The sequence below is a fragment of the Streptomyces pratensis genome, assembly GCF_016804005.1.
Classification (GTDB): Bacteria; Actinomycetota; Actinomycetes; order Streptomycetales; family Streptomycetaceae; genus Streptomyces; species Streptomyces pratensis_A.
Window position 1 is genome coordinate 8,217,785 of sequence record NZ_CP051486.1, and the last position, 18,853, is coordinate 8,236,637.

Here is an 18,853-nt window from a genome sequence, read left to right on the forward strand (position 1 = left end):
GTACGTACGCGCCAGGGTCATCCGGCACGCTACTGCACCAAGCCCGCCAGCTCGCTCTCACGCTGGGAGACGTCGGCCAGAAGCTTCTCGCCGATGTCGTCCAGCAGCCGGTCGGGGTCGTCCGGCGCCATCCGCAGCATCGAGCCGATCGCGCTCTCCTCGAGCTCTCGGGCGAGCACCGTCAGCAACTCCTTACGCCGGCTGAGCCACTCCAGGCGTGCGTAGAGTTCCTCGCTCTCGCTCAGTCGCAGCTCCGGCGTCACAGGGCCCGCCGCCCACTCGGCAGCCAGTTCCTTCAGCAACGCCACGTCGCCGCGTCCGTAGGCCGCATTGACTCGAGCGATGAATTCGTCCCGTCGCTCGCGCTCCTTCTCGTCCGGTGCCAGATCCGGGTGGGCCTGACGGGCCAGCTCCCGGTAGAGCTTGCGCGCCTCCTCACCCGGCCTGACCCGCTTCGGCGGCCGGACGGGCTGCTCGGTGAGCATGGCCGAGGCCTCGGGCGAGAGCCCGTCCGAATCCATCCAGTCATGGAAGAGCTCGTCGACACCAGGCATCGGCATGACGATCGCCCTTGCCTCCTGGGCCTTCCGCAGATCCTCCGGATCGCCGGACTTCGCAGCCCGTGCCTCCGCGATCTGCGCATCGAGCTCGTCGAGGCGTGCATACATCGGTCCGAGCTTCTGATGATGCAGCCGGGAGAAGTTCTCCACCTCGACCCGGAAGGTCTCCACGGCGATCTCGAACTCGATCAGTGCCTGCTCAGCCACCCGGACGGCCTTTGCGAGCCGCTCCTCGGGCCGAGGGGCACGGGTCTCCTCGGTCGCCGCGGCACCGCGCGCCTCACCGCCCTCGTCGCCTACCGGGTAGCCGGCCGCTTCCTCGGCGGCGGAACCTGCATGCGGCGCACTGCCAGGCTCCGCTCGCGGGCCGTCCCCCTGCGACGCATCCTGCGCGTGCTGCGGCTCGTCCCGCCGGCCCTGGCGGTCCTGGTTCTGCAGGTCTTCGTCGTTCCGGGTGGTCGGCACCCCGGCGGCTTCGTGGGTCACCCGTCCAGCGTATGGCCACGGCGCAGGCCACGAAGACCCGCGGTGGCCGCAAGCCGCTCAGACTCCGAGCTCGGCGGCTATTCGCCCGGCCCGTACACCCCGGACGAGCTCTGCGTGATCCGCCTCCGTCCGGTCCGCATACGTCACGGCGAAATCAGCCATCGCCGAGTCCAGCTCCGCGTTCTTCCCGCAGTAGCCCGCGAGCAGTCGCGGGTCGGCGCTGTGCGCGTGGGCCCGGGCCAGCAGCGCGCCTGTCATACGCCCGTAGTCATCCACCTGGTCCGCCGCGAGCGCGGACGGCTCCACGCTGCCCTTGCGATTCCTGAACTGGCGGACCTGATAGGGCCTGCCGTCGACCTCGGCCCAGCCGAGCAGCATGTCGCTGACGACCTGCATCCGCTTCTGCCCGAGCACCACCCGACGGCCCTCGTGGACCACGTCCGGCACCTCGAAGCCGACCTGTGGGAGACAGGGGGAGAGCGCGGAGGGACGGGCCTCCTTCACCTGCAGTATCAGCGGCTCGCCACGGTGGTCGAGCAGGAGTACCACATACGACCGGGTTCCCACGCTTCCCGTGCCGACCACCCGGAACGCCACGTCATGGATCGCGTAGCGCGCCAGCAGCGGGACCCGATCCGCTGAGATCGTCCCGAGGTATCCCTCCAGCCCCGCCGCCACGGCCGCCGCCTCCGAGTCGGGCACACGGCGCAGCACAGGCGGTGCGTCGACGAAGCGGCGACCACCGTCCTCGCAGTCCTCCGTGGACCTGGCGGCGAAGCGGGCACTGGTGTTGTTGCGCGCCTTGGCGGAAACCCGGTCCAGCGTCCCCAGCAGGTCCCGTGCGTCGGTGTGCGAGACGAGCTCCTCGTCCGCGATGGCGTTCCACGCGTCCAGGGCGGGCAACCGGGCCAGCAGGCGCATCGTGCGCCGGTACGCGCCCACGGTGTCGTACGCGCCCTGACGGCAGGTGTCCTCGTCCGCGCCGGCCTCCCGGCCCGCGAGCACGAGTGAAGTGGCGAGCCGCTTGAGATCCCACTCCCAGGGGCCGAACACGGTCTCGTCGAAGTCGTTGAGGTCCATGACCAAGTTTCCGCGTGCATCGCCGTACAGGCCGAAATTCGCCGCGTGCGCGTCACCGCAGAGCTGGGCACCCACCCCTGTGACCGGAGTGCCCGTCAGGTCGTGGGCCATCAAACCGGCCGATCCGCGAAGAAACGCGAACGGCGTTGCCGCCATCCGCCCCACCCTTATGGGTGTCAGGCCAGGCACCCGGCCCCGGTTCGACTCCTCGACCGCCTGTACGGCGTCCGGCCTCCCGGTGGGCAGGGCCAGGGAACTGTGCGCCGACCGGGGGACCTTGGTCCTGAGCGCCTTGCCGGCTGATTTCGGGGAGGCCGCTCCGGGTCCTACCGGCCGCACCCCTCCAGCCACACGTCGCGCGAAACCGGGAACAACAGGAATGCGCCCATCCCCTGCCGCCGACTGTGCCGGCCCCGCCGCCTCGACCTCTTCCATGGAGCGCCGCCTCCCCGTCCTGTTCAGCCGTTCCGTCCGACCGAGATCACCCGCGGACGACGGTACAACCGTCTCGTGACAGCCGTCTGCCCCTGTGGACAACTCCGGACCCGGCCTGTGGACAAGTGGAGGACCTGTGACTTTCCGGGATCCCCGCACCGCCCACCTTCCAGGACCGGCCGGACAACAGGTCCGCCTCCCTGGACCGGCCCGACAGCAGGTCCACCACCCCCGGACCGGCCCGATAACCAGAACCGGCCCCGCAGGCGGACCTGCCGCGACAGGCGAAACCGGCCACGGGCGAGACCACCTCAACAGGCCGGACCGCTTCCGGGCCGGACAGTGCCGCACGAACGGGAAACCCCACCGGCTGGAGAACAAGACCCGCACAGCACCGGCCGGAGGTGGCAGATCTGAGACCGCAAGGCCCTCCGGACCCGGCCCGTAGGTTCGCGCCCTGGCCGTCACACCCCGACGGCCTCTTCCATCTGCTCCTCGGCGTCGGCCGCTGTGCGCATGGCGGCCGCCTCACGTGCCTTGTCCGCAGCCTGGCGGCGCTGCTTAGCCTCGGTCAGACCCACCCAGCCCCACGACGCCCAGTCCGGCCACGAACCACGGAGCCAGCACCAGCAGATGGCTCTCGAGCAGTTCGCGGAGCATCCGCTGCGCTACAACTCGTCAGGCGAGGGCCCCGCGCCCGGCTGGCGCCTCCCGCCGAAGCCCCGCGCAGACCGGCTCCCACCGGGAAGCACCACGGCGCGTCCGGCCCCCGCGTCGATGGCCCAGAGCCGGTCAGCAGCCCTCCGGCTCCGCCAGATAGATCCCCGCCCACCGCCCGAGCTCCTCAAGAGCCGGCTCCATGGCGGCGCCTGCTTCCGTCAGCCGGTACGCGACCCGCAGCGGGGGCCCCTCATCGACCTCGCGCACCACAAGACCGGCGGCCCCGAGCTCGGAAAGCCGATCCGAGAGCATGCGCTCACTGATACCCGGAATCGCTCGTCGCAGATCCGCGAAGTGCACCGGCTGCCGCATCAGCACCGAGACGATGGGGCCCGTCCAGCGCTTCCCGAACAGCTCGAAGACACGCGTGATGCTCGCATCCACCCGCCGACAGGCCTGTTCGCTGTGATCCGCCATGCCCCCAGGGTACTGCGCGACCGTGAGGGGCTAATAAAAAGTAAGTGGCTATGCTATTAATAGGTACGCACAGAAACGCCGGGCTCCGCATTCAAGGCCCTCCGCCCTGAGTTCGCACCGGCCTCACCCCACTCCCACGGAGATCCCCATGGCTACGCTTCTGCACCTCGATTCAGCCGTTTTCCCCCAGGGCTCCACGTCACGTGAGGTCACTGCGGCCTTCGTCGCGGCCTGGCGCGAGCAACACCCCGACGGTCAGGTCGTGTACCGCGACCTCGCCGCCGATCCCCTGCCCCACCTGGACGCCTCGGCTGTTGCGGCCGGCGCCGAGGACACGCTGCGCGGGCAGCTGGCGGCCGAGCTGGCCTCTGCGGATGCCGTGCTCATCGGCGCGCCGATGTACAACTTCTCCATCCCGTCCACCCTGAAGGCATGGCTGGACCAGGTGATCATCGTCGGCCACAACACCGGTCCGGGCAGCCCCGTCGCCGGCACGCCCGTCACAGTCGTGGCCAGCCGTGGCGGCTCATACGCCCCTGGCACCCCGCGCGAGGACTTCGAGTTCGTCCAGAACTACCTGGAGAAGGTGCTGACGGGCATGCTCGGGGCCGAGGTCGATTTCATCGTCCCGGAGTTGACGCTGGCCCGTTCGAAGCCTGAGATGGCCGATCTCGTCCCCCTCGCGGACGCGTCCCGCGCCCAGGCGTTCGCCGACGCGGCAGAGAAGGCGAAGGCTCTTGCCGCGCGCCTCGCCGCCTGACCCCATCTTCCAGGGGCGGTGAAGTTGAACCGCCCCTTTCGTGCGGAACCGACGTTTCACGTGAAACCGCGTCCATCTGCTGCCGCGCTTCTGCATCAGGTGCGCGCTTCATCACAACACCCGCCTCACGCGCCCTACCGACCGCGGCAATCCGGCGCCACGCGCCCCCAGGGCCGCCAGACCCCTGCGGGCGCGACAGAAAGAGCCACGCCGACCCCACAGACCAGCCCCTCACCGACCAGCCCCCACCGGCCAGATCCCCACGAGCAGACCTCCGACAATCGGCTCCGACAAGCAGATGCGCACAACGAAGAACCCCCGTACCGGATTTCTCCGGTACGGGGGTTCTGTCGAACCAACCTGGTAATCGCAAGCGACTACCCGTTGTGCGCGAGGGGGGATTTGAACCCCCACGTCCCTAAGGACACTGGCACCTGAAGCCAGCGCGTCTGCCGTTCCGCCACTCGCGCATGAGTGGTGTTTTCAGACTCTCTCACCGTGTGGTGTGAGCGCCTGGCGACATCCGGAAGATTAGCACGCTGGACAGGGTGGATTCACATCCGTTGTTTCGCCGGACCCACGAGGGGAACCGGGAACGCGGAAAGCCCGGCCCCACTCCTCCTGAGTGCACCCGGAGTGCGGGACACTGTCAGGAGGCCACCTCTACGATCCGTGTGAGAGGTGACACTCATCCACTGTGCAGACAAGGGGAACCAGCCGATTTCCCTACGCGTGGATACGATCAGTAAGCAGTACAGGGACGACGACACCGGAGGAGGTGCCCCATGGGAGTCATGAAGCGTTTCGAGCAGCGTCTCGAAGGTCTGGTCAATGGCACCTTCGCCAAGGTCTTCAAGTCCGAGGTGCAGCCGGTCGAGATCGCGGGAGCCCTCCAGCGCGAGTGCGACAACAACGCGTCGATCTGGAACCGTGAGCGGACCGTCGTGCCCAACGACTTCATCGTCGAGCTCAGCACCCCTGACTACGAGCGGCTCAGCCCGTACTCCGGCCAGCTCGGCGACGAGCTGTCAGGTCTCGTACGTGACTACGCCAAGCAGCAGCGGTACACCTTCATGGGACCGATCAAGGTCCACCTGGAGAAGGCGGACGACCTCGACACGGGTCTCTACCGCGTACGCAGCAGGACCCTGGCGTCGAGTTCGTCACAGCAGGGCCAGCAGGGCGGCCCTCCTCCCGGTGCCCAGCCGAACCGGCCCGCCCCTCCGCAGGGGCAGGGCGGCTACGGTTACCCGCCGGCTGCTGCGCCGCCCATGCCTCCGGCCCCGCCGCCGGGCGCCGGGCGCTCCGGTGGCCCTTCCAGCGACTGGCGCGCGCCGGCCGCGTCCGGCCCCATGCCGGACGCCCAGGTGCGACGCTGGATCGAGATCAACGGCACGCGCCATCAGATCTCCCGCCCGACGTTGGTGATGGGACGAAGCACCGACGCCGACGTGCGGATCGACGACCCCGGCGTTTCGCGCCGGCACTGTGAGATCCGGACCGGAACGCCCTCGACGATCCAGGATCTCGGGTCTACCAACGGCATCGTGGTAGACGGGCAGCACACCACCCGCGCTACGCTCCGCGACGGCTCGCGGATCGTCGTGGGCAGCACCACCATCGTTTACCGGCAAGCCGAAGGGTGAAGCGGGGGCAATGTCAGAGCTGACCCTGACGGTCATGCGGCTAGGTTTCCTGGCTGTTCTGTGGCTATTCGTAATCGTGGCCGTCCAGGTCATTCGCAGCGACCTGTTCGGTACGCGCGTCACGCAGCGCGGCTCACGCCGCACTGCCGCTGACGCCCGCCCGCAACAAGGGCGCCAACAGCAAGCAGCGCCGCCTCAGCAGCGCCAGCAGTCCGGGCGCCAGCGCCGCGGGGCACCCACCAAGCTGGTCGTCTCCGAAGGCACGCTCACCGGCACCACCGTCGCGCTCCAGGGGCAGACCATCACCCTGGGCCGGGCGCACGATTCAACGATCGTGCTGGATGACGACTACGCGTCCAGTCGGCATGCCAGGATCTACCCGGACCGTGACGGCCAGTGGATCGTCGAGGACCTCGGGTCCACCAACGGCACCTATCTCGACCGGACCCGGCTCACCACCCCGACACCTGTTCCGCTGGGCGCGCCGATCCGCATCGGCAAGACCGTCATCGAGCTGCGGAAGTAGTACGACAATGAGCGAGCGGAGCGAGCGAGCCGCGGCGGTCCTGACGAAGGACCCGGCGTGGCTCCCGACCGGAGGGTGGGCAGTGTGGCTCGAGACCGGCTGTACCCCGAACCGACGGGCGAGGTGCGCATGAGCTTGTCCCTGCGCTTCGCCGCCGGATCGCACAAGGGCATGATCCGGGAAGGCAACGAGGACTCCGGTTACGCCGGTCCCCGCCTTCTCGCCATCGCCGACGGAATGGGCGGCCAGGCGGCCGGAGAGGTCGCCAGCTCCGAGGTGATCTCCACGCTCGTCCAGCTGGACGACGACGTGCCGGGTTCCGACATCCTCACCTCGCTCGGCACGGCGGTCCAGCGGGCCAACGACCAGCTGCGCGTAATGGTCGAGGAGGACCCCCAGCTGGAGGGGATGGGCACGACGCTCACCGCCCTTCTCTGGACCGGTCAGCGCCTCGGCCTCGTCCACGTCGGCGACTCGCGTGCCTACCTCCTGCGTGACGGCGTCCTGACGCAGATCACCCAGGACCACACCTGGGTGCAGCGTCTCGTCGACGAGGGCAGGATCACCGAGGAAGAGGCCACCACCCACCCGCAGCGCTCCCTGCTGATGCGGGCCCTGGGAAGCGGCGACCACGTGGAGCCCGATCTCTCCGTCCGGGAGGTGCGCGCCGGTGACCGCTATCTGATCTGCTCGGACGGGCTCTCCGGCGTCGTCTCCCATCAGACGATGGAAGAGACCCTGGCCAGCTACCAGGGCCCTCAGGAGACCATCCAGGACCTCATCCAGCTCGCTCTGCGCGGCGGTGGCCCCGACAACATCACCTGCATCGTCGCCGACGTCCTGGACGTCGACAGCAACGACACCCTGGCCGGGCAGCTCAACGACACCCCGGTCATCGTCGGCGCGGTCGCCGAGAATCAGGCCGTCCAGGCGAACGACGGCCGTGCCATGGAGACACCCGCGGGACGTGCGGCCGGCCTCGGCCGCCCCGTGCCGCCGCCGGCCGGCGGCTTCGGCCCTCCCGGCAGCGGCGACGACATGGGCTACGGCTCCAGCCCGGACGGCGCGTTCAACTCGTACACCGACGATGACTTCGTCAAGCCCCGCGGCCGCCGCAGGTGGCTGAAGCGGTCCTTCTACATCGTGCTCGCGCTGGCCGTCATCGGTGGCGGCGTCTACGGCGGCTACCGCTGGACCCAGACCCAGTTCTACGTGGGCGCGAAGGACGAGAACGTCGCGCTGTTCCGCGGCATCAGCCAGGACCTCGCCTGGGTGTCCCTCTCGAAGGTCGAAGAGGACACCAAGATCGAACTCAAGTACCTCCCGCCCTACTGGCGCAAGAAGGTCGAGGCGACCATCTCCCAGGGCAACCTCGCCGACGCCCGCAAGAAGATCAGCGAGCTCGAAGCACAGGCATCCGCCTGCGAGAAGGACGCGCAGCGCCGCGCGGCCGAGGCGGACACCAATGCCGCCAAGGACCAGGGCGACGCCGGCAACGCCTCCGACAGCACGTCCGCCACTTCTCCCGCCAAGGGGACCAAGACCGCGACTCCCACTCCCGGCCCCAGCCTCTCGGAGGAAGAGAAGAAGCTGGCCCTGCAGTGCGGTAAGCAGTAAGCCGTAGGGGGCCTTCAGCACATGAGCGTTGTCACCAACACGACCACCATCGGCGCGATCGACGCGCCGAGCCGCCGTAACACCGAGCTTGCACTGGTTGCGTTCGCCGTCCTGATCTCGGTGTTCGCGTACGCCAACGTCGGCCTCGCCCTCAACGGCGAGCTGCCCGCCGGCATGCTCGGATACGGCCTGGGCCTCGCACTGCTGGGCGGTGTGGCACACCTTGCCGTGCGGAGATTCGCCCCGTACGCGGACCCGCTGCTGCTCCCGCTGGCGACCCTGCTGAACGGTCTGGGGCTGGCCCTCATCTGGCGCCTGGACCAGTCGGAGCGGTTCCAGGCACTCAAGACGTTCGCCCCCGCCGCCTCCAAGCAGCTGATGTTCTCAGCGGTGGGTGTGGCCCTGCTGGTCATCGTCCTGATCGCCCTCAAGGACCACCGCATCCTGCAGCGCTACACCTACATCTCCATGCTGGTGGCGCTGTTCCTCCTGATCCTTCCGATGTTCTTCCCGGCCGTCAACGGCGCCAAGATCTGGATCAAGATCCCTGGTGTCGGCACGATCCAGCCGGGAGAGTTCGCGAAGATCATCATCGCGGTGTTCTTCGCCGGTTATCTCATGGTCAAGCGCGACGCCCTGGCCCTCGCCAGCCGCCGCTTCATGGGTCTCTACCTGCCCCGCGGCCGGGACCTGGGTCCGATCCTCATGGTCTGGGCGTTCTCGATCCTCATCCTGGTCTTCGAGACCGACCTGGGGTCCTCGCTGCTCTTCTTCGGCATGTTCGTCGTCATGCTGTACGTCGCCACCGAACGCACCAGCTGGATCGTCTTCGGGCTGCTGATGTCGGCGGCCGGAGCCGTGGGCGTGGCGACATTCGAGCCGCACGTCCAGGACCGCGTCACCGCCTGGCTCGACCCCTTCGCGGGCTGGGGCAAGGAAGCGGCGAGCGAGCAGATGGCCAAGTCGCTCATGGCCTTCGGCTCCGGCGGCACCCTGGGTACCGGCCTCGGCCAGGGCCACTCCGACCTGATCGGCTTCGCCGCCAACTCCGACTTCATCCTCGCCACCGTCGGTGAGGAGCTCGGGCTGGCAGGGATGATGGCGATCCTGCTCGTCTACGGCCTGATCGTCGAGCGCGGTGTCCGTACGGCGCTGGCCGCCCGGGATCCCTTCGGGAAGCTCCTCGCGATCGGCCTCTCCGGCTCGTTCGCCATCCAGGTCTTCGTGGTCGCCGGTGGCGTGATGGGACTCATCCCGCTGACGGGTATGACCATGCCGTTCATGGCGGCCGGTGGTTCGTCCGTCATCGCCAACTGGGCACTCATCGGGATCCTGATCAGAATCAGCGACACGGCCCGACGCCCCGCCCCTGCCCCCGCACCGTCCCCGGATGCCGAGATGACCCAGGTGGTCCGACCGTGAACAAGCCACTCCGCAGGATCGCGATGTTCTGCGGCATCCTCGTTCTGGCACTTCTGGTCCGCACCAACTACATCCAGTACGTCCGTGCCGACGAGCTCAACGCGAACGAGCACAACCGCCGCGTCCAGATCGAGCGCTACGCCCACGAGCGCGGCAACATCATCGTCGACGGCGAATCGGTCACGGGCTCCGTCGAGACCACGGACGGCGATTTCAAGTACAAGCGCGTCTGGAAGAACGGCCCGATGTGGGCACCCGTCACCGGCTACTCCTCACAGGCCTTCGACTCCTCGCAGCTGGAGAGCATCGAAGACGGAATCCTCACCGGCAACAGTGACCAGCTGTTCTTCGACCGCACCCTGTCGATGTTCACCAGCGAGAAGAAGACCGGCGGGAACATCGTCACCACCCTCAACGGTGCCGCCCAGAGGGCCGCCTTCAAGGGACTGGGCGCGAAGAAGGGCGCCGTAGCGGCTATCGACCCGCAGACAGGCGCCATCCTGGCGCTGGCCAGCACCCCTTCCTACGACCCCTCGGTCTTCGCGGGCAACTCGATGAAGGACTCCGACGCCCGGCAGAAGCTCCTGTCCGACAAGGACAAGCCGATGCTGAACCGGGCCCTGCGGGAGACCTACCCGCCCGGCTCGACGTTCAAGGTCGTCACGGCCGCCGCGGCCCTCGAGAACGGTCTCTACACCGACATCGACGAGGAGACGGACTCCCCCCTGCCCTGGCGGCTTCCCCTGTCGACCAACCTGCTCCAGAACGAGGGCGACATCCCCTGCGAGAACGCCTCGCTCCGTGAAGCCCTTCGCTGGTCCTGCAACACCGTCTTCGGCAAGATGAGCGACGACCTGGGCAACGAGAAGATGATCGAGCAGGCCGACAAGTTCGGCTTCAACGAGGAAGTCTTCACCCCGGTCCGGGCGGACGCGAGCATCTACCCGAAGGACAACCGGCCGCAGAACGCCATGGCGGGCATCGGCCAGGCCTCCAACCGCACCACTCCCCTCCAGATGGCCATGGTGGCGTCCGCGATCGCCAACGACGGCAAGCTCATGCAGCCGTACATGGTCTCCCAGCGCCAGGCACCCAACCTGGACGTCATCTACACGCACGAGAAGGAGGAGATCGGCCGGCCGCTCTCGGGGGAGAACGCCCAGAAGTTGCAGGAGATGATGGAGACCGTGGTCGCGGACGGCACGGGAACCAACGCACAGATCGACGGCGTCACTGTCGGTGGCAAGACGGGTACCGCCCAGCACGGCCTCAACAACAGCGAGAAGCCGTACGCCTGGTTCATCTCCTACGCCAAGACGGACAGCGGCTCACCGGTCGCCGTGGCCGTGGTGGTCGAGGACGGCGACGCCAACCGGGACGACATCTCCGGCGGCGGCCTGGCCGCACCGATCGCCAAGAGTGTGATGAAGGCAGTACTCGACGGAAAGTAGTGACACCCGTCACAACTTCTGTCCACACCAGCACATTGGGATACCGGTCGGATATCAGCTGACAGGTGCGGGCCGATCACGCCGGGAGCGCCCGGTAGCGTATGCGCGAACAGCGCACCGCCGGACCACACACGGGTGCGGTCGGGACTGACGGAGAGGGCTGGATCAGTTATGGAAGAGCCGCGTCGCCTCGGCGGCCGGTACGAGCTGGGCTCGGTGCTCGGCCGTGGTGGCATGGCCGAGGTCTACCTCGCGCACGACACCCGGCTCGGTCGCACCGTAGCTGTGAAGACGCTGCGGGCCGACCTGGCCCGCGATCCGTCCTTCCAGGCACGGTTCCGCCGTGAGGCCCAGTCGGCCGCCTCGCTCAACCACCCCGCGATCGTCGCCGTCTACGACACCGGCGAGGACTACGTCGACGGAGTCTCCATCCCGTACATCGTGATGGAGTACGTCGACGGGTCGACGCTGAGAGAGCTCCTGCACTCGGGCCGCAAGCTGCTGCCGGAGCGGACCCTCGAGATGACGGTCGGGATCCTCCAGGCACTGGAGTACTCGCACCGCGCCCAGATCGTCCACCGCGACATCAAGCCGGCGAACGTCATGCTGACGCGCACCGGCCAGGTCAAGGTCATGGACTTCGGTATCGCCCGCGCCATGGGTGACTCCGGTATGACGATGACCCAGACCGCCGCGGTCATCGGCACCGCCCAGTACCTCTCCCCGGAGCAGGCCAAGGGCGAGCAGGTCGACGCGCGCTCCGACCTGTACTCCACCGGCTGCCTGCTCTACGAGCTGCTCGCGGTCCGGCCGCCGTTCGTCGGTGACTCACCCGTCGCCGTCGCGTACCAGCACGTGCGCGAGGAGCCGCAGCCTCCGAGCAACTTCGACCCCGAGATCACGCCCGAGATGGACGCCATCGTCCTGAAGGCGCTGACCAAGGACCCCGACTACCGGTACCAGTCGGCCGACGAGATGCGGGCCGACATCGAGGCCTGCCTCGACGGCCAGCCGGTCGCGGCCACCGCTGCCATGGGCGCCGCGGGCTACGGCGGGTACGACGCCTACGGCCACGACCAGCCCACGACCGCCCTGCGGGCGACGGACCCGAATGGCGCCCAGACGTCCATGCTGCCCCCGGTCAATCCGGATGACGGCGGCTACGGCTACGACGACCGCCCGGGCCGTCGGCGCCAGAAGAAGAGCAACACCTCGACGATCCTTCTTGTCGTCGCCGGCATTCTGGTGCTCATCGGCGCGATCCTGATCGGCCGCTACATCTTCAGCTCTTCCGAGGACGCCGGCGGCGGCAAGGTCGATGTGCCGAACATGATCGGCTCGACGGTCGAGAACGCACAAACGCTCGCGGAGAACGCCGAGGTCATCCTGAAGGTCGGCTCCAAGGAGCCCTGCGAGGGCCAGGAGAAGGACAAGATCTGCAGCCAGACACCGTCTGCGGAGGGGGACGCCCAGATGGCTGTGGGCGAGACCGTGACGGTCGTCGTCTCCACCGGCGCCCCCAAGGTCGAGGTTCCGGACGTCCTGGAGAAGTCCGAGGACAGCGCCCGCAAGAAGCTGGAGGACGAGGGCTTCACGGTGAAGGTCGAGGCCGTGGAGTCCGAGGCGACCCCGGGCACCGTCACCAAGCAGGATCCCGAGGGCGGCACGAAGGTCGAGAAGGACTCCGAGGTCACGATCACGGTGGCCAAGGAGGCGACCCAGGTGGTCCCGGGAGTGGTCGGCAGGTCGTTCACGGATGCCGAAGCCCAGCTGAAGGGCGTCGGCTTCGCCAACGTCTCCAGCACCGAAGTGGATTCGGGCCAGCCCGCCGGCATTGTGGTCGAACAGACCCCGGAGCCGAACAGCAAGCAGGCGAAGGACGTCCAGATCGTCCTGAAGGTCTCCAAGGGCCCGGCCCAGCCGGAGCAGGTCACGGTCCCCGGTGACATCGTCGGCAAGAGGTACCAGGACGCGAAGGCCGCGCTCGAAGGTCTGGGTCTCGTGGTCGCACTCGCGCCCAACTCGTCGGACAAGCCGAACGCCCTGGTGATGAACGCGGACCCGGGGCCCAACGCACAGGTGCCCAAGGGCCAGACGGTCACCCTCACCACCGTCGGCGGCACGGACGGCAACATCTTCGGTGGAAGGTCCGGCCAGGAGGACTGACCCGCGCAGCACCGCACGAACCGACGAAGGGCCCCGGTCACCTCCAAGGTGACCGGGGCCCTTCGTGTCGGCTCCTGTGACTACCGCAGCTCCGTCGGCTTCGTGCGGTCCCTGTCCACCTTCTCGGTCCGCACGAGCTCGCCCCACACGATGTAGCGGTACTTCGACGTGTAGACGGGCGTACACGTGGTCAGAGTGATGTAGCGGCCCGCCTTCGTCACACCCGACTCCTTGGGCACCGGGGCGATCGCGTCCACGTTGAACTTGGACGTCTCCGGCAGCTCCGCGTAGACCTTGTAGACGTACCAGGTGTCCTTGGTCTCGAAGACGACGGCGTCGCCCTTCTTCACCTTGTCGATGTTGTGGAACTTGGCACCGTGCCCGTCCCGGTGCGCGGCGAGGGCGAAGTTGCCCTGCGCGTCCGAGGGGAGGGCCGACTTCACGGGGTCCGTGTAGTAGCCGGCGATGCCGTCGTTGAGCGCCTCGGTGTCGGTGCCCTTCTTGACCAGCACCTCGCCGTTCTTCATGGCGGGAACGTGGAGGAAGCCGATGCCGTCCCTGGTGTCCAGCGCCCCCGGGCCGCCCGCCCAGCGGTCGCGGACGGTATTGCCCTGCTTGTCCGCCTCGCGGTCGGCGAGCACATTGGTCCACCACAGCGAATAGACGACGAACAGGCCCAGCACCAGCCCGGCGGTGATCAGCAGTTCGCCGAAAAGGCTCACCACCGTCGCGACGCGATTGCGGCTCGTGCGCCGCACCGGGGCCTCAGGCTGGTCGGTGCGCTCTTCGTGATCGGTCCTCGCTGCCACCGCACCCGTCCCTGTCGTGATGTCGTCCAGCCCGCGTCAGCCGACGAGCGCGTCGGGCTTCCCCTTGCTGCGCGGCCGTTCGTCGACCATTTTGCCCCACACGATCATTCGGTACGTACTCGTGAATTCCGGGGTGCAGGTCGTCAGCGTGATGTACCTGCCCGGGCCGGTGAACCCCGAGCCCGGGGGGACTTCGTCGATCACGGCCACGTTGGACGGCGACGTCTGCGGAAGGATGCTGGCCATCTCGTACGTGTAGTAGGCGTCCTGCGTCTCGATCACGATCGGATCGCCCGGCTTCAGCCTGTTGATGTAGCGGAAGGGCTCACCGTGGGTGTTCCGGTGCCCGGCCACGGCGAAGTTCCCCTGCTTCGCCGAAGGCATCGCGGTCTTCAGCTTGCCCTCGCCGTAGTGACCGATCATGCCGCGGTCGAGGACCTTCTCCTTGTCGATGCCCTCGGCGATCGGCGCGACGACGTCGAGCTTGGGGATGTGCATGATGGCGAATCCCTGACCGGGTTCGAAGGCACCCGGACTGCGCTCGCCGTTCGCCCAGTCGTCCTGGATCCTGCTCGCCTCACGGCCGGCGATCTGGTCGGCGCGGATGTTGGTCCACCAGAGCTGGTAGGTGACGAACAGCAGCATCAGCACACCGAAGGTGATGAACACCTCCCCGACGACCCGGCTGGCAACGACGGCGGGGCTGTCCTTGGCGGCACGGGCCGCGCGCCGGGCCTCCAGCCTCGACATCGGGACCGCAGGCTCGGCCGCACCGGCTTTCGCGGCACCCCGCGGTTCGCCCCGCCGTCCTCCGCGCCCCCGAGCCGCCCGCCTGCGCTCGGCCCGGCCACCCGTCGGCGGCGGCGGTTCGGAGGTGGCCCCCGAGGCCTCGGGGGCTCCCTGCTGGGACGCGCCCCGTGTATCGGCCGTCCTCAGGGCGACGGTCTCGTCGCTCCGGACGGGCCGGACGTCGGCGACCGACTGCACGGGGGCCGGGGCAGGTGCTGCCGGCGCCGGCTCAGGCATCGCCGGACCGGGTATCACCGTCGTTCCCTGGGCGGTGCCGGCCACAGGGGCTGCTTCCGGCCCCTGGCGGCCGTACCAGTCTCTCTGATACCCCTCCGGGTCGTACCACTCGCCCGGGGTCCCCTCGGGCTCCTGAGCCCCCGTCGGGGCCGCCTGCGGGGCCACGCCGTCGGCAGCGTCGGTCTCCGCCCGGAACCAGGGTGAGGTGTGCTGCCCCGGCAACGGGTCGTTCAGCGGATCCTCGAGTTGCTCCACCGCCGCCTCGAACGTGCCGTCGGGCTCGTACGCTCCCTGCGCGTACGGGCCTTCCTGCCCGGCGTGGGGGCGGAGTGAGGTCACGCGGCGGCCTTGCCCACCACCGGGGCGAGCCCCGTAGATCTCGCGACGGCGCCCTCGTCACCACACTGCTCGAGCCAGTTGGCCAGCATCAGGTGACCGTGCTCCGTGAGCACGGATTCGGGGTGGAACTGCACGCCCTCCACGGCCTGTTCGCGGTGGCGGAGGCCCATGATGATGCCGTCGGCTGTCCGCGCGGTGACCTCGAGCTCCGGCGGTACCGTCGCCGGCTCGGCGGCGAGCGAGTGGTAGCGCGTCGCGGTGAACGGGGACGGCAGGCCGGCGAACACGCCCTTGCCCTCGTGCAGCACCGGAGAGGTCTTGCCGTGCAGCAGTTCCGGTGCCCGGTCCACCACACCGCCGTACGCGACGGCCATCGACTGCATGCCCAGGCAGACGCCGAAGACCGGGACTCCGCTTCGCGCACAGTGGTGCACCATCTCGATGCAGACACCCGCCTGCTCGGGTGTGCCCGGCCCGGGCGACAGGAGGACCCCGTCGAAGCCGTCGTCGGCGTGCGCCGTGGTCACCTCGTCGTTGCGCACGACCTCGCACTCCGCACCGAGTTGGTAGAGGTACTGGACGAGGTTGAAGACGAAGCTGTCGTAGTTGTCGACGACGAGAATGCGCGCGCTCACTGACCGGACCCCGCTCCGCTGGTGCTTTCGCCGTCCACCGTCACATCGCCGAACGGGAGCAGCGGCTCCGCCCACGGGAAGACGTACTGGAAGAGCGCGTAGACAACGGCCAGGGCGAGCACGAGCGAGATGAAGCCCCGCACCCATGCGTTGCCCGGCAGGTGCCGCCAGATCCAGCCGTACATGCTGTTGCCTCCATTCGGTACGGCACCAGACTAAACGGCCGGGGCACAGGCGTGGGTCAGCTGTGGAAAGCAGTCCCTTGGGCGTCCGTCACAGTCCCGCCGAGGCCTCATGGGCGCCCCACCGTCCCGGGCTACTCCACAGGCTGTGCGTAATGGAGATCGACGGTGCCCGAATAGCCGGGAAGCGTCAGCTTGTCATCCTCTTCGACCTTCCAGCCCAGTCCGTACGCCTTGACGTACAGCTGGTAGTTCTGGATCGCCGCGGAGTCGGTGAGCGCCTGCCTGAGCTTCCCCCGGTCACCGACGGCGGTGACCTTGTAGGGCGGCGAGTAGACCCGCCCCTGAAGGATCAGCGTGTTCCCGACGCAGCGCACCGCACTGGTGGAGATCAGCCGCTGGTCCATCACCTGGATCCCACGGGCCCCGCCCTCCCATAGGGCGTTGACGACGGCCTGCAGGTCCTGCTGGTGGATGACCAGGTCGTTCGGCTGCGGCTCCGGGTACCCGGGGTTGGCTGTGGCGTTCGGCGGCGCGTCGTTCAACGTGACGGAAAGCGCCTCGCCCGTGACTTCCGTGGTCCCGGCGGCCTTCTCCAGGGCGTCGAGCTCGGCGTCCTCGGCGCGGGTGCTCCCGTCGTCGCGTCGGGCGAGGGTGTCGATGTCCGCGCGCACCGAAGCGGTCGATCCGTCCAGCTCCGCGTTCTTCTCGCTGCGCTGCTGAATGAGGTCGGAGAGCTTCAGCAGCGAGGAGTCGGTCCGGATATCGGTCCCCTTGGCCGTGTTGGCACTGGTGACGAAGATCAGTCCGGCAAGGGCGAAAACGGCAGCGGTGAGACCCTGGACCGGCCAGCGGGACATGCGCCGGGCCGGGCCTCGAGGGGAGTCGGCAGAATTGCTCAACGTACCCTTATCTCCTTAGGGGCCACGGAAGCACTACGCTAACGGACGCCCCGGGGAGGCAGCATTCCCCCTCGCGCCCCGGCGCCAGCCACAGATCCCTGCGCGGTCACGCAGCGCATCGACAGGAGAGTCCCTCGTGCCGAAGTCACGTATCCGCAAGAAGGCAGACTTCACGCCTCCGCCGGCGAAGCAGTCGACGAGCATAAAGCTGACGAACCGCAGCTGGGTGGCGCCGGTGATGCTGGCGCTCTTCCTGATCGGTCTGGCCTGGATCGTGGTCTTCTACGTCACCGAGGGCGACCTGCCGATCGACGCTCTCGGCAACTGGAACATCGTGGTGGGCTTCGGTTTCATCGCCGGCGGCTTCGGGGTCTCCACACAGTGGAAGTAGCTCTGCCCTGAAGTTACCCACAGAGTTATCCACAGGTGGGGGAAAAGGTCAGACGATCTGTGGATAACTTACCTCGCTGTTGACGCCGGTGTGACTACACACTTACGCATCGCGAGACGGTCCGCCCCTTGTCCTGGCTGGTAAAACCCAGTTCAGCGACAGGGGGCACACCTGTTCCCCACGTCATGCACAAGATCGGGCACCCTCTGTGGACAACCGCACTCTGGAACCACAGATTCCGCTCAGGTGAGCGCTGCGGTCCTGACGAGGACAGTCACCACGACCGCCAGGAGGACAAGCCCGCAGACGCCGTACTGCACGGCGTTCCGGCGCTCGCGCGGCGCGTGGACCATGGCGATCGCGATCAGCGCACCGGCGACCAGGCCACCTACATGCGCCTGCCACGCGATCGCGCCCCACGGGTTGAAGGTGAAGATCAGGTTCACCACGAGAAGCGCGATCACAGGTCGCATGTCGTAGTTCATCCGACGCATCAGCACGGCCGTGGCGCCCAGCAGACCGAAGACGGCGCCCGAGGCGCCGAGCGAGCCCTGTGCGGGGTCGGCGATCCAATAGGTGAGGGCGCTGCCCGCGAGCCCCGAGAGCAGGTAGAGCGCGAGATAGCGGGCGCGACCCAACGCGGCTTCCAGAGGCCCGCCGAGCCACCACAGCCCCAGCATGTTGAAAGCGATGTGCCACACCTCCTGGTGCAGGAACATCGACGTCACCAGGCGGTACCACTGCCCCTCCGCCACGCCTTCGAGGCCTTGCGACGGATCGCCCGAGTAGGCACGGCCGAACAGCAGCAGATCATCGACCAGCGGGTACCCGGACTGCTTGGCGATCAGGACCGCGAAGAAAACGGCCAGATTGATGCCGAGAAGGATCTTGGTGACCAGTCTGGGGTCGGCGGCGACGCTTCCACCCGCCAGGGTCCGCGGCCGGTTCGCGGCACGGTGGTGGCCCGTGCCTGAGCCGTCGCGGACGCATTCCGGGCAGTGGAAGCCCACCGAAGCCTCGACCATGCAGTCCGTACAGATGGGCCGCTCGCACCGTGTGCAACGGATTCCCGTCTCCCTGCCCGGATGCCGGTAACAGGTGGGGGGGCCGCTCGCGGCCGTGGACCCGTTCTGCTCTTGCGGCGGCTGCTGGTCCATCGGTCACGGCCCCTTCGGTCCTCTTCCGCAAGGGCGGGCACACGTGCGCCCGCCCCACTCGCCCGTTATGTAGCAGTACGGACGAGCAGGGCGGTTGGTTCCCCCACAGGAGCGGCGGCCCGTCAG

General features: G+C 68.2%; 17 protein-coding genes and 1 tRNA gene. 8 read left to right on the forward strand and 10 right to left on the reverse strand.

Going from position 1 to position 18,853, the window contains the following annotated elements:
- Positions 1-29: 29 nt before the first annotated feature.
- The 3 genes from HED23_RS34625 to HED23_RS34635 all read right to left on the reverse strand — a co-directional run bounded on the left by HED23_RS34625 (position 30) and on the right by HED23_RS34635 (position 3,698).
- Positions 30-1,046: a J domain-containing protein gene (locus tag HED23_RS34625; RefSeq protein ID WP_203187249.1), complete on the reverse strand. Its 1,017-nt coding sequence runs from the start codon at positions 1,044-1,046 to the stop codon at positions 30-32.
- A gap of 57 nt (positions 1,047-1,103) precedes the next feature.
- A complete protein-coding gene (locus tag HED23_RS34630; RefSeq protein ID WP_203187250.1) occupies positions 1,104-2,561 on the reverse strand; it encodes a DUF2252 domain-containing protein in 1,458 nt (485 codons plus the stop codon).
- Positions 2,562-3,353: 792 nt separating this feature from the next.
- Positions 3,354-3,698, reverse strand: a complete 345-nt coding sequence (locus tag HED23_RS34635) for a winged helix-turn-helix transcriptional regulator (RefSeq protein ID WP_203187251.1) — start codon at positions 3,696-3,698, stop codon at positions 3,354-3,356.
- Between the two features lie 148 nt (positions 3,699-3,846).
- On the opposite strand from HED23_RS34635, the gene HED23_RS34640 reads away from it, so the two are divergent.
- Positions 3,847-4,458 (forward strand): FMN-dependent NADH-azoreductase, encoded by a 612-nt coding sequence (locus HED23_RS34640; protein ID WP_203187252.1) that lies wholly within the window; start codon positions 3,847-3,849, stop codon positions 4,456-4,458.
- 387 nt (positions 4,459-4,845) lie between these two features.
- Here the strand turns inward: HED23_RS34640 and HED23_RS34645 are convergent.
- Positions 4,846-4,928, reverse strand: a tRNA-Leu gene (locus HED23_RS34645).
- A gap of 315 nt (positions 4,929-5,243) precedes the next feature.
- On the opposite strand from HED23_RS34645, the gene HED23_RS34650 reads away from it, so the two are divergent.
- The 6 genes from HED23_RS34650 (at position 5,244) to pknB (ending at position 13,286) form a co-directional block, all read left to right on the forward strand.
- On the forward strand, positions 5,244-6,104 hold the full coding sequence (locus HED23_RS34650; protein ID WP_203187253.1) for an FhaA domain-containing protein: 861 nt from the start codon (positions 5,244-5,246) through the stop codon (positions 6,102-6,104).
- 10 nt (positions 6,105-6,114) lie between these two features.
- The gene (locus HED23_RS34655; RefSeq protein WP_104787364.1) at positions 6,115-6,630 is read left to right on the forward strand and encodes an FHA domain-containing protein FhaB/FipA; all 516 of its coding nucleotides are present in this window, start codon (positions 6,115-6,117) and stop codon (positions 6,628-6,630) included.
- 129 nt (positions 6,631-6,759) lie between these two features.
- A complete protein-coding gene (locus HED23_RS34660; protein WP_203187254.1) occupies positions 6,760-8,247 on the forward strand; it encodes a Stp1/IreP family PP2C-type Ser/Thr phosphatase in 1,488 nt (495 codons plus the stop codon).
- A 21-nt stretch (positions 8,248-8,268) separates the two neighbouring features.
- Positions 8,269-9,669 (forward strand): FtsW/RodA/SpoVE family cell cycle protein, encoded by a 1,401-nt coding sequence (locus HED23_RS34665; RefSeq protein WP_203187255.1) that lies wholly within the window; start codon positions 8,269-8,271, stop codon positions 9,667-9,669.
- Positions 9,666-11,120, forward strand: a complete 1,455-nt coding sequence (locus HED23_RS34670; protein WP_203187256.1) for a peptidoglycan D,D-transpeptidase FtsI family protein — start codon at positions 9,666-9,668, stop codon at positions 11,118-11,120. The genes HED23_RS34665 and HED23_RS34670 overlap by 4 nt, the downstream gene beginning before the upstream one ends.
- A 171-nt stretch (positions 11,121-11,291) precedes the next feature.
- Positions 11,292-13,286 carry a Stk1 family PASTA domain-containing Ser/Thr kinase gene (pknB, locus tag HED23_RS34675; protein WP_203187257.1) on the forward strand — a complete coding sequence of 665 codons (1,995 nt, stop codon included), beginning with the start codon at positions 11,292-11,294 and terminating at the stop codon, positions 13,284-13,286.
- Between the two features lie 80 nt (positions 13,287-13,366).
- Here pknB and HED23_RS34680 read toward each other — a convergent pair whose 3' ends face one another.
- From HED23_RS34680 to HED23_RS34700, 5 genes are all read right to left on the reverse strand, one after another.
- Positions 13,367-14,095, reverse strand: a complete 729-nt coding sequence (locus tag HED23_RS34680) for a class E sortase (RefSeq protein ID WP_203187258.1) — start codon at positions 14,093-14,095, stop codon at positions 13,367-13,369.
- A 36-nt stretch (positions 14,096-14,131) separates the two neighbouring features.
- Positions 14,132-15,460: a class E sortase gene (locus HED23_RS34685; protein WP_203187259.1), complete on the reverse strand. Its 1,329-nt coding sequence runs from the start codon at positions 15,458-15,460 to the stop codon at positions 14,132-14,134.
- Positions 15,457-16,095 carry an aminodeoxychorismate/anthranilate synthase component II gene (locus HED23_RS34690; RefSeq protein WP_203187260.1) on the reverse strand — a complete coding sequence of 213 codons (639 nt, stop codon included), beginning with the start codon at positions 16,093-16,095 and terminating at the stop codon, positions 15,457-15,459. The genes HED23_RS34685 and HED23_RS34690 overlap by 4 nt, the downstream gene beginning before the upstream one ends.
- The gene (locus HED23_RS34695; RefSeq protein WP_203187261.1) at positions 16,092-16,280 is read right to left on the reverse strand and encodes a hypothetical protein; all 189 of its coding nucleotides are present in this window, start codon (positions 16,278-16,280) and stop codon (positions 16,092-16,094) included. The genes HED23_RS34690 and HED23_RS34695 overlap by 4 nt, the downstream gene beginning before the upstream one ends.
- A 131-nt stretch (positions 16,281-16,411) precedes the next feature.
- Complete coding sequence (locus HED23_RS34700) at positions 16,412-17,137, reverse strand: DUF881 domain-containing protein (protein WP_203187763.1); 726 nt, start codon at positions 17,135-17,137, stop codon at positions 16,412-16,414.
- 178 nt (positions 17,138-17,315) lie between these two features.
- On the opposite strand from HED23_RS34700, the gene crgA reads away from it, so the two are divergent.
- Positions 17,316-17,570: a cell division protein CrgA gene (crgA, locus tag HED23_RS34705; RefSeq protein WP_031090433.1), complete on the forward strand. Its 255-nt coding sequence runs from the start codon at positions 17,316-17,318 to the stop codon at positions 17,568-17,570.
- Positions 17,571-17,812: 242 nt separating this feature from the next.
- Here the strand turns inward: crgA and HED23_RS34710 are convergent, their stop codons facing one another.
- Positions 17,813-18,727 carry a rhomboid family intramembrane serine protease gene (locus tag HED23_RS34710; protein ID WP_203187262.1) on the reverse strand — a complete coding sequence of 305 codons (915 nt, stop codon included), beginning with the start codon at positions 18,725-18,727 and terminating at the stop codon, positions 17,813-17,815.
- Between the last annotated feature and the right edge of the window lie 126 nt (positions 18,728-18,853).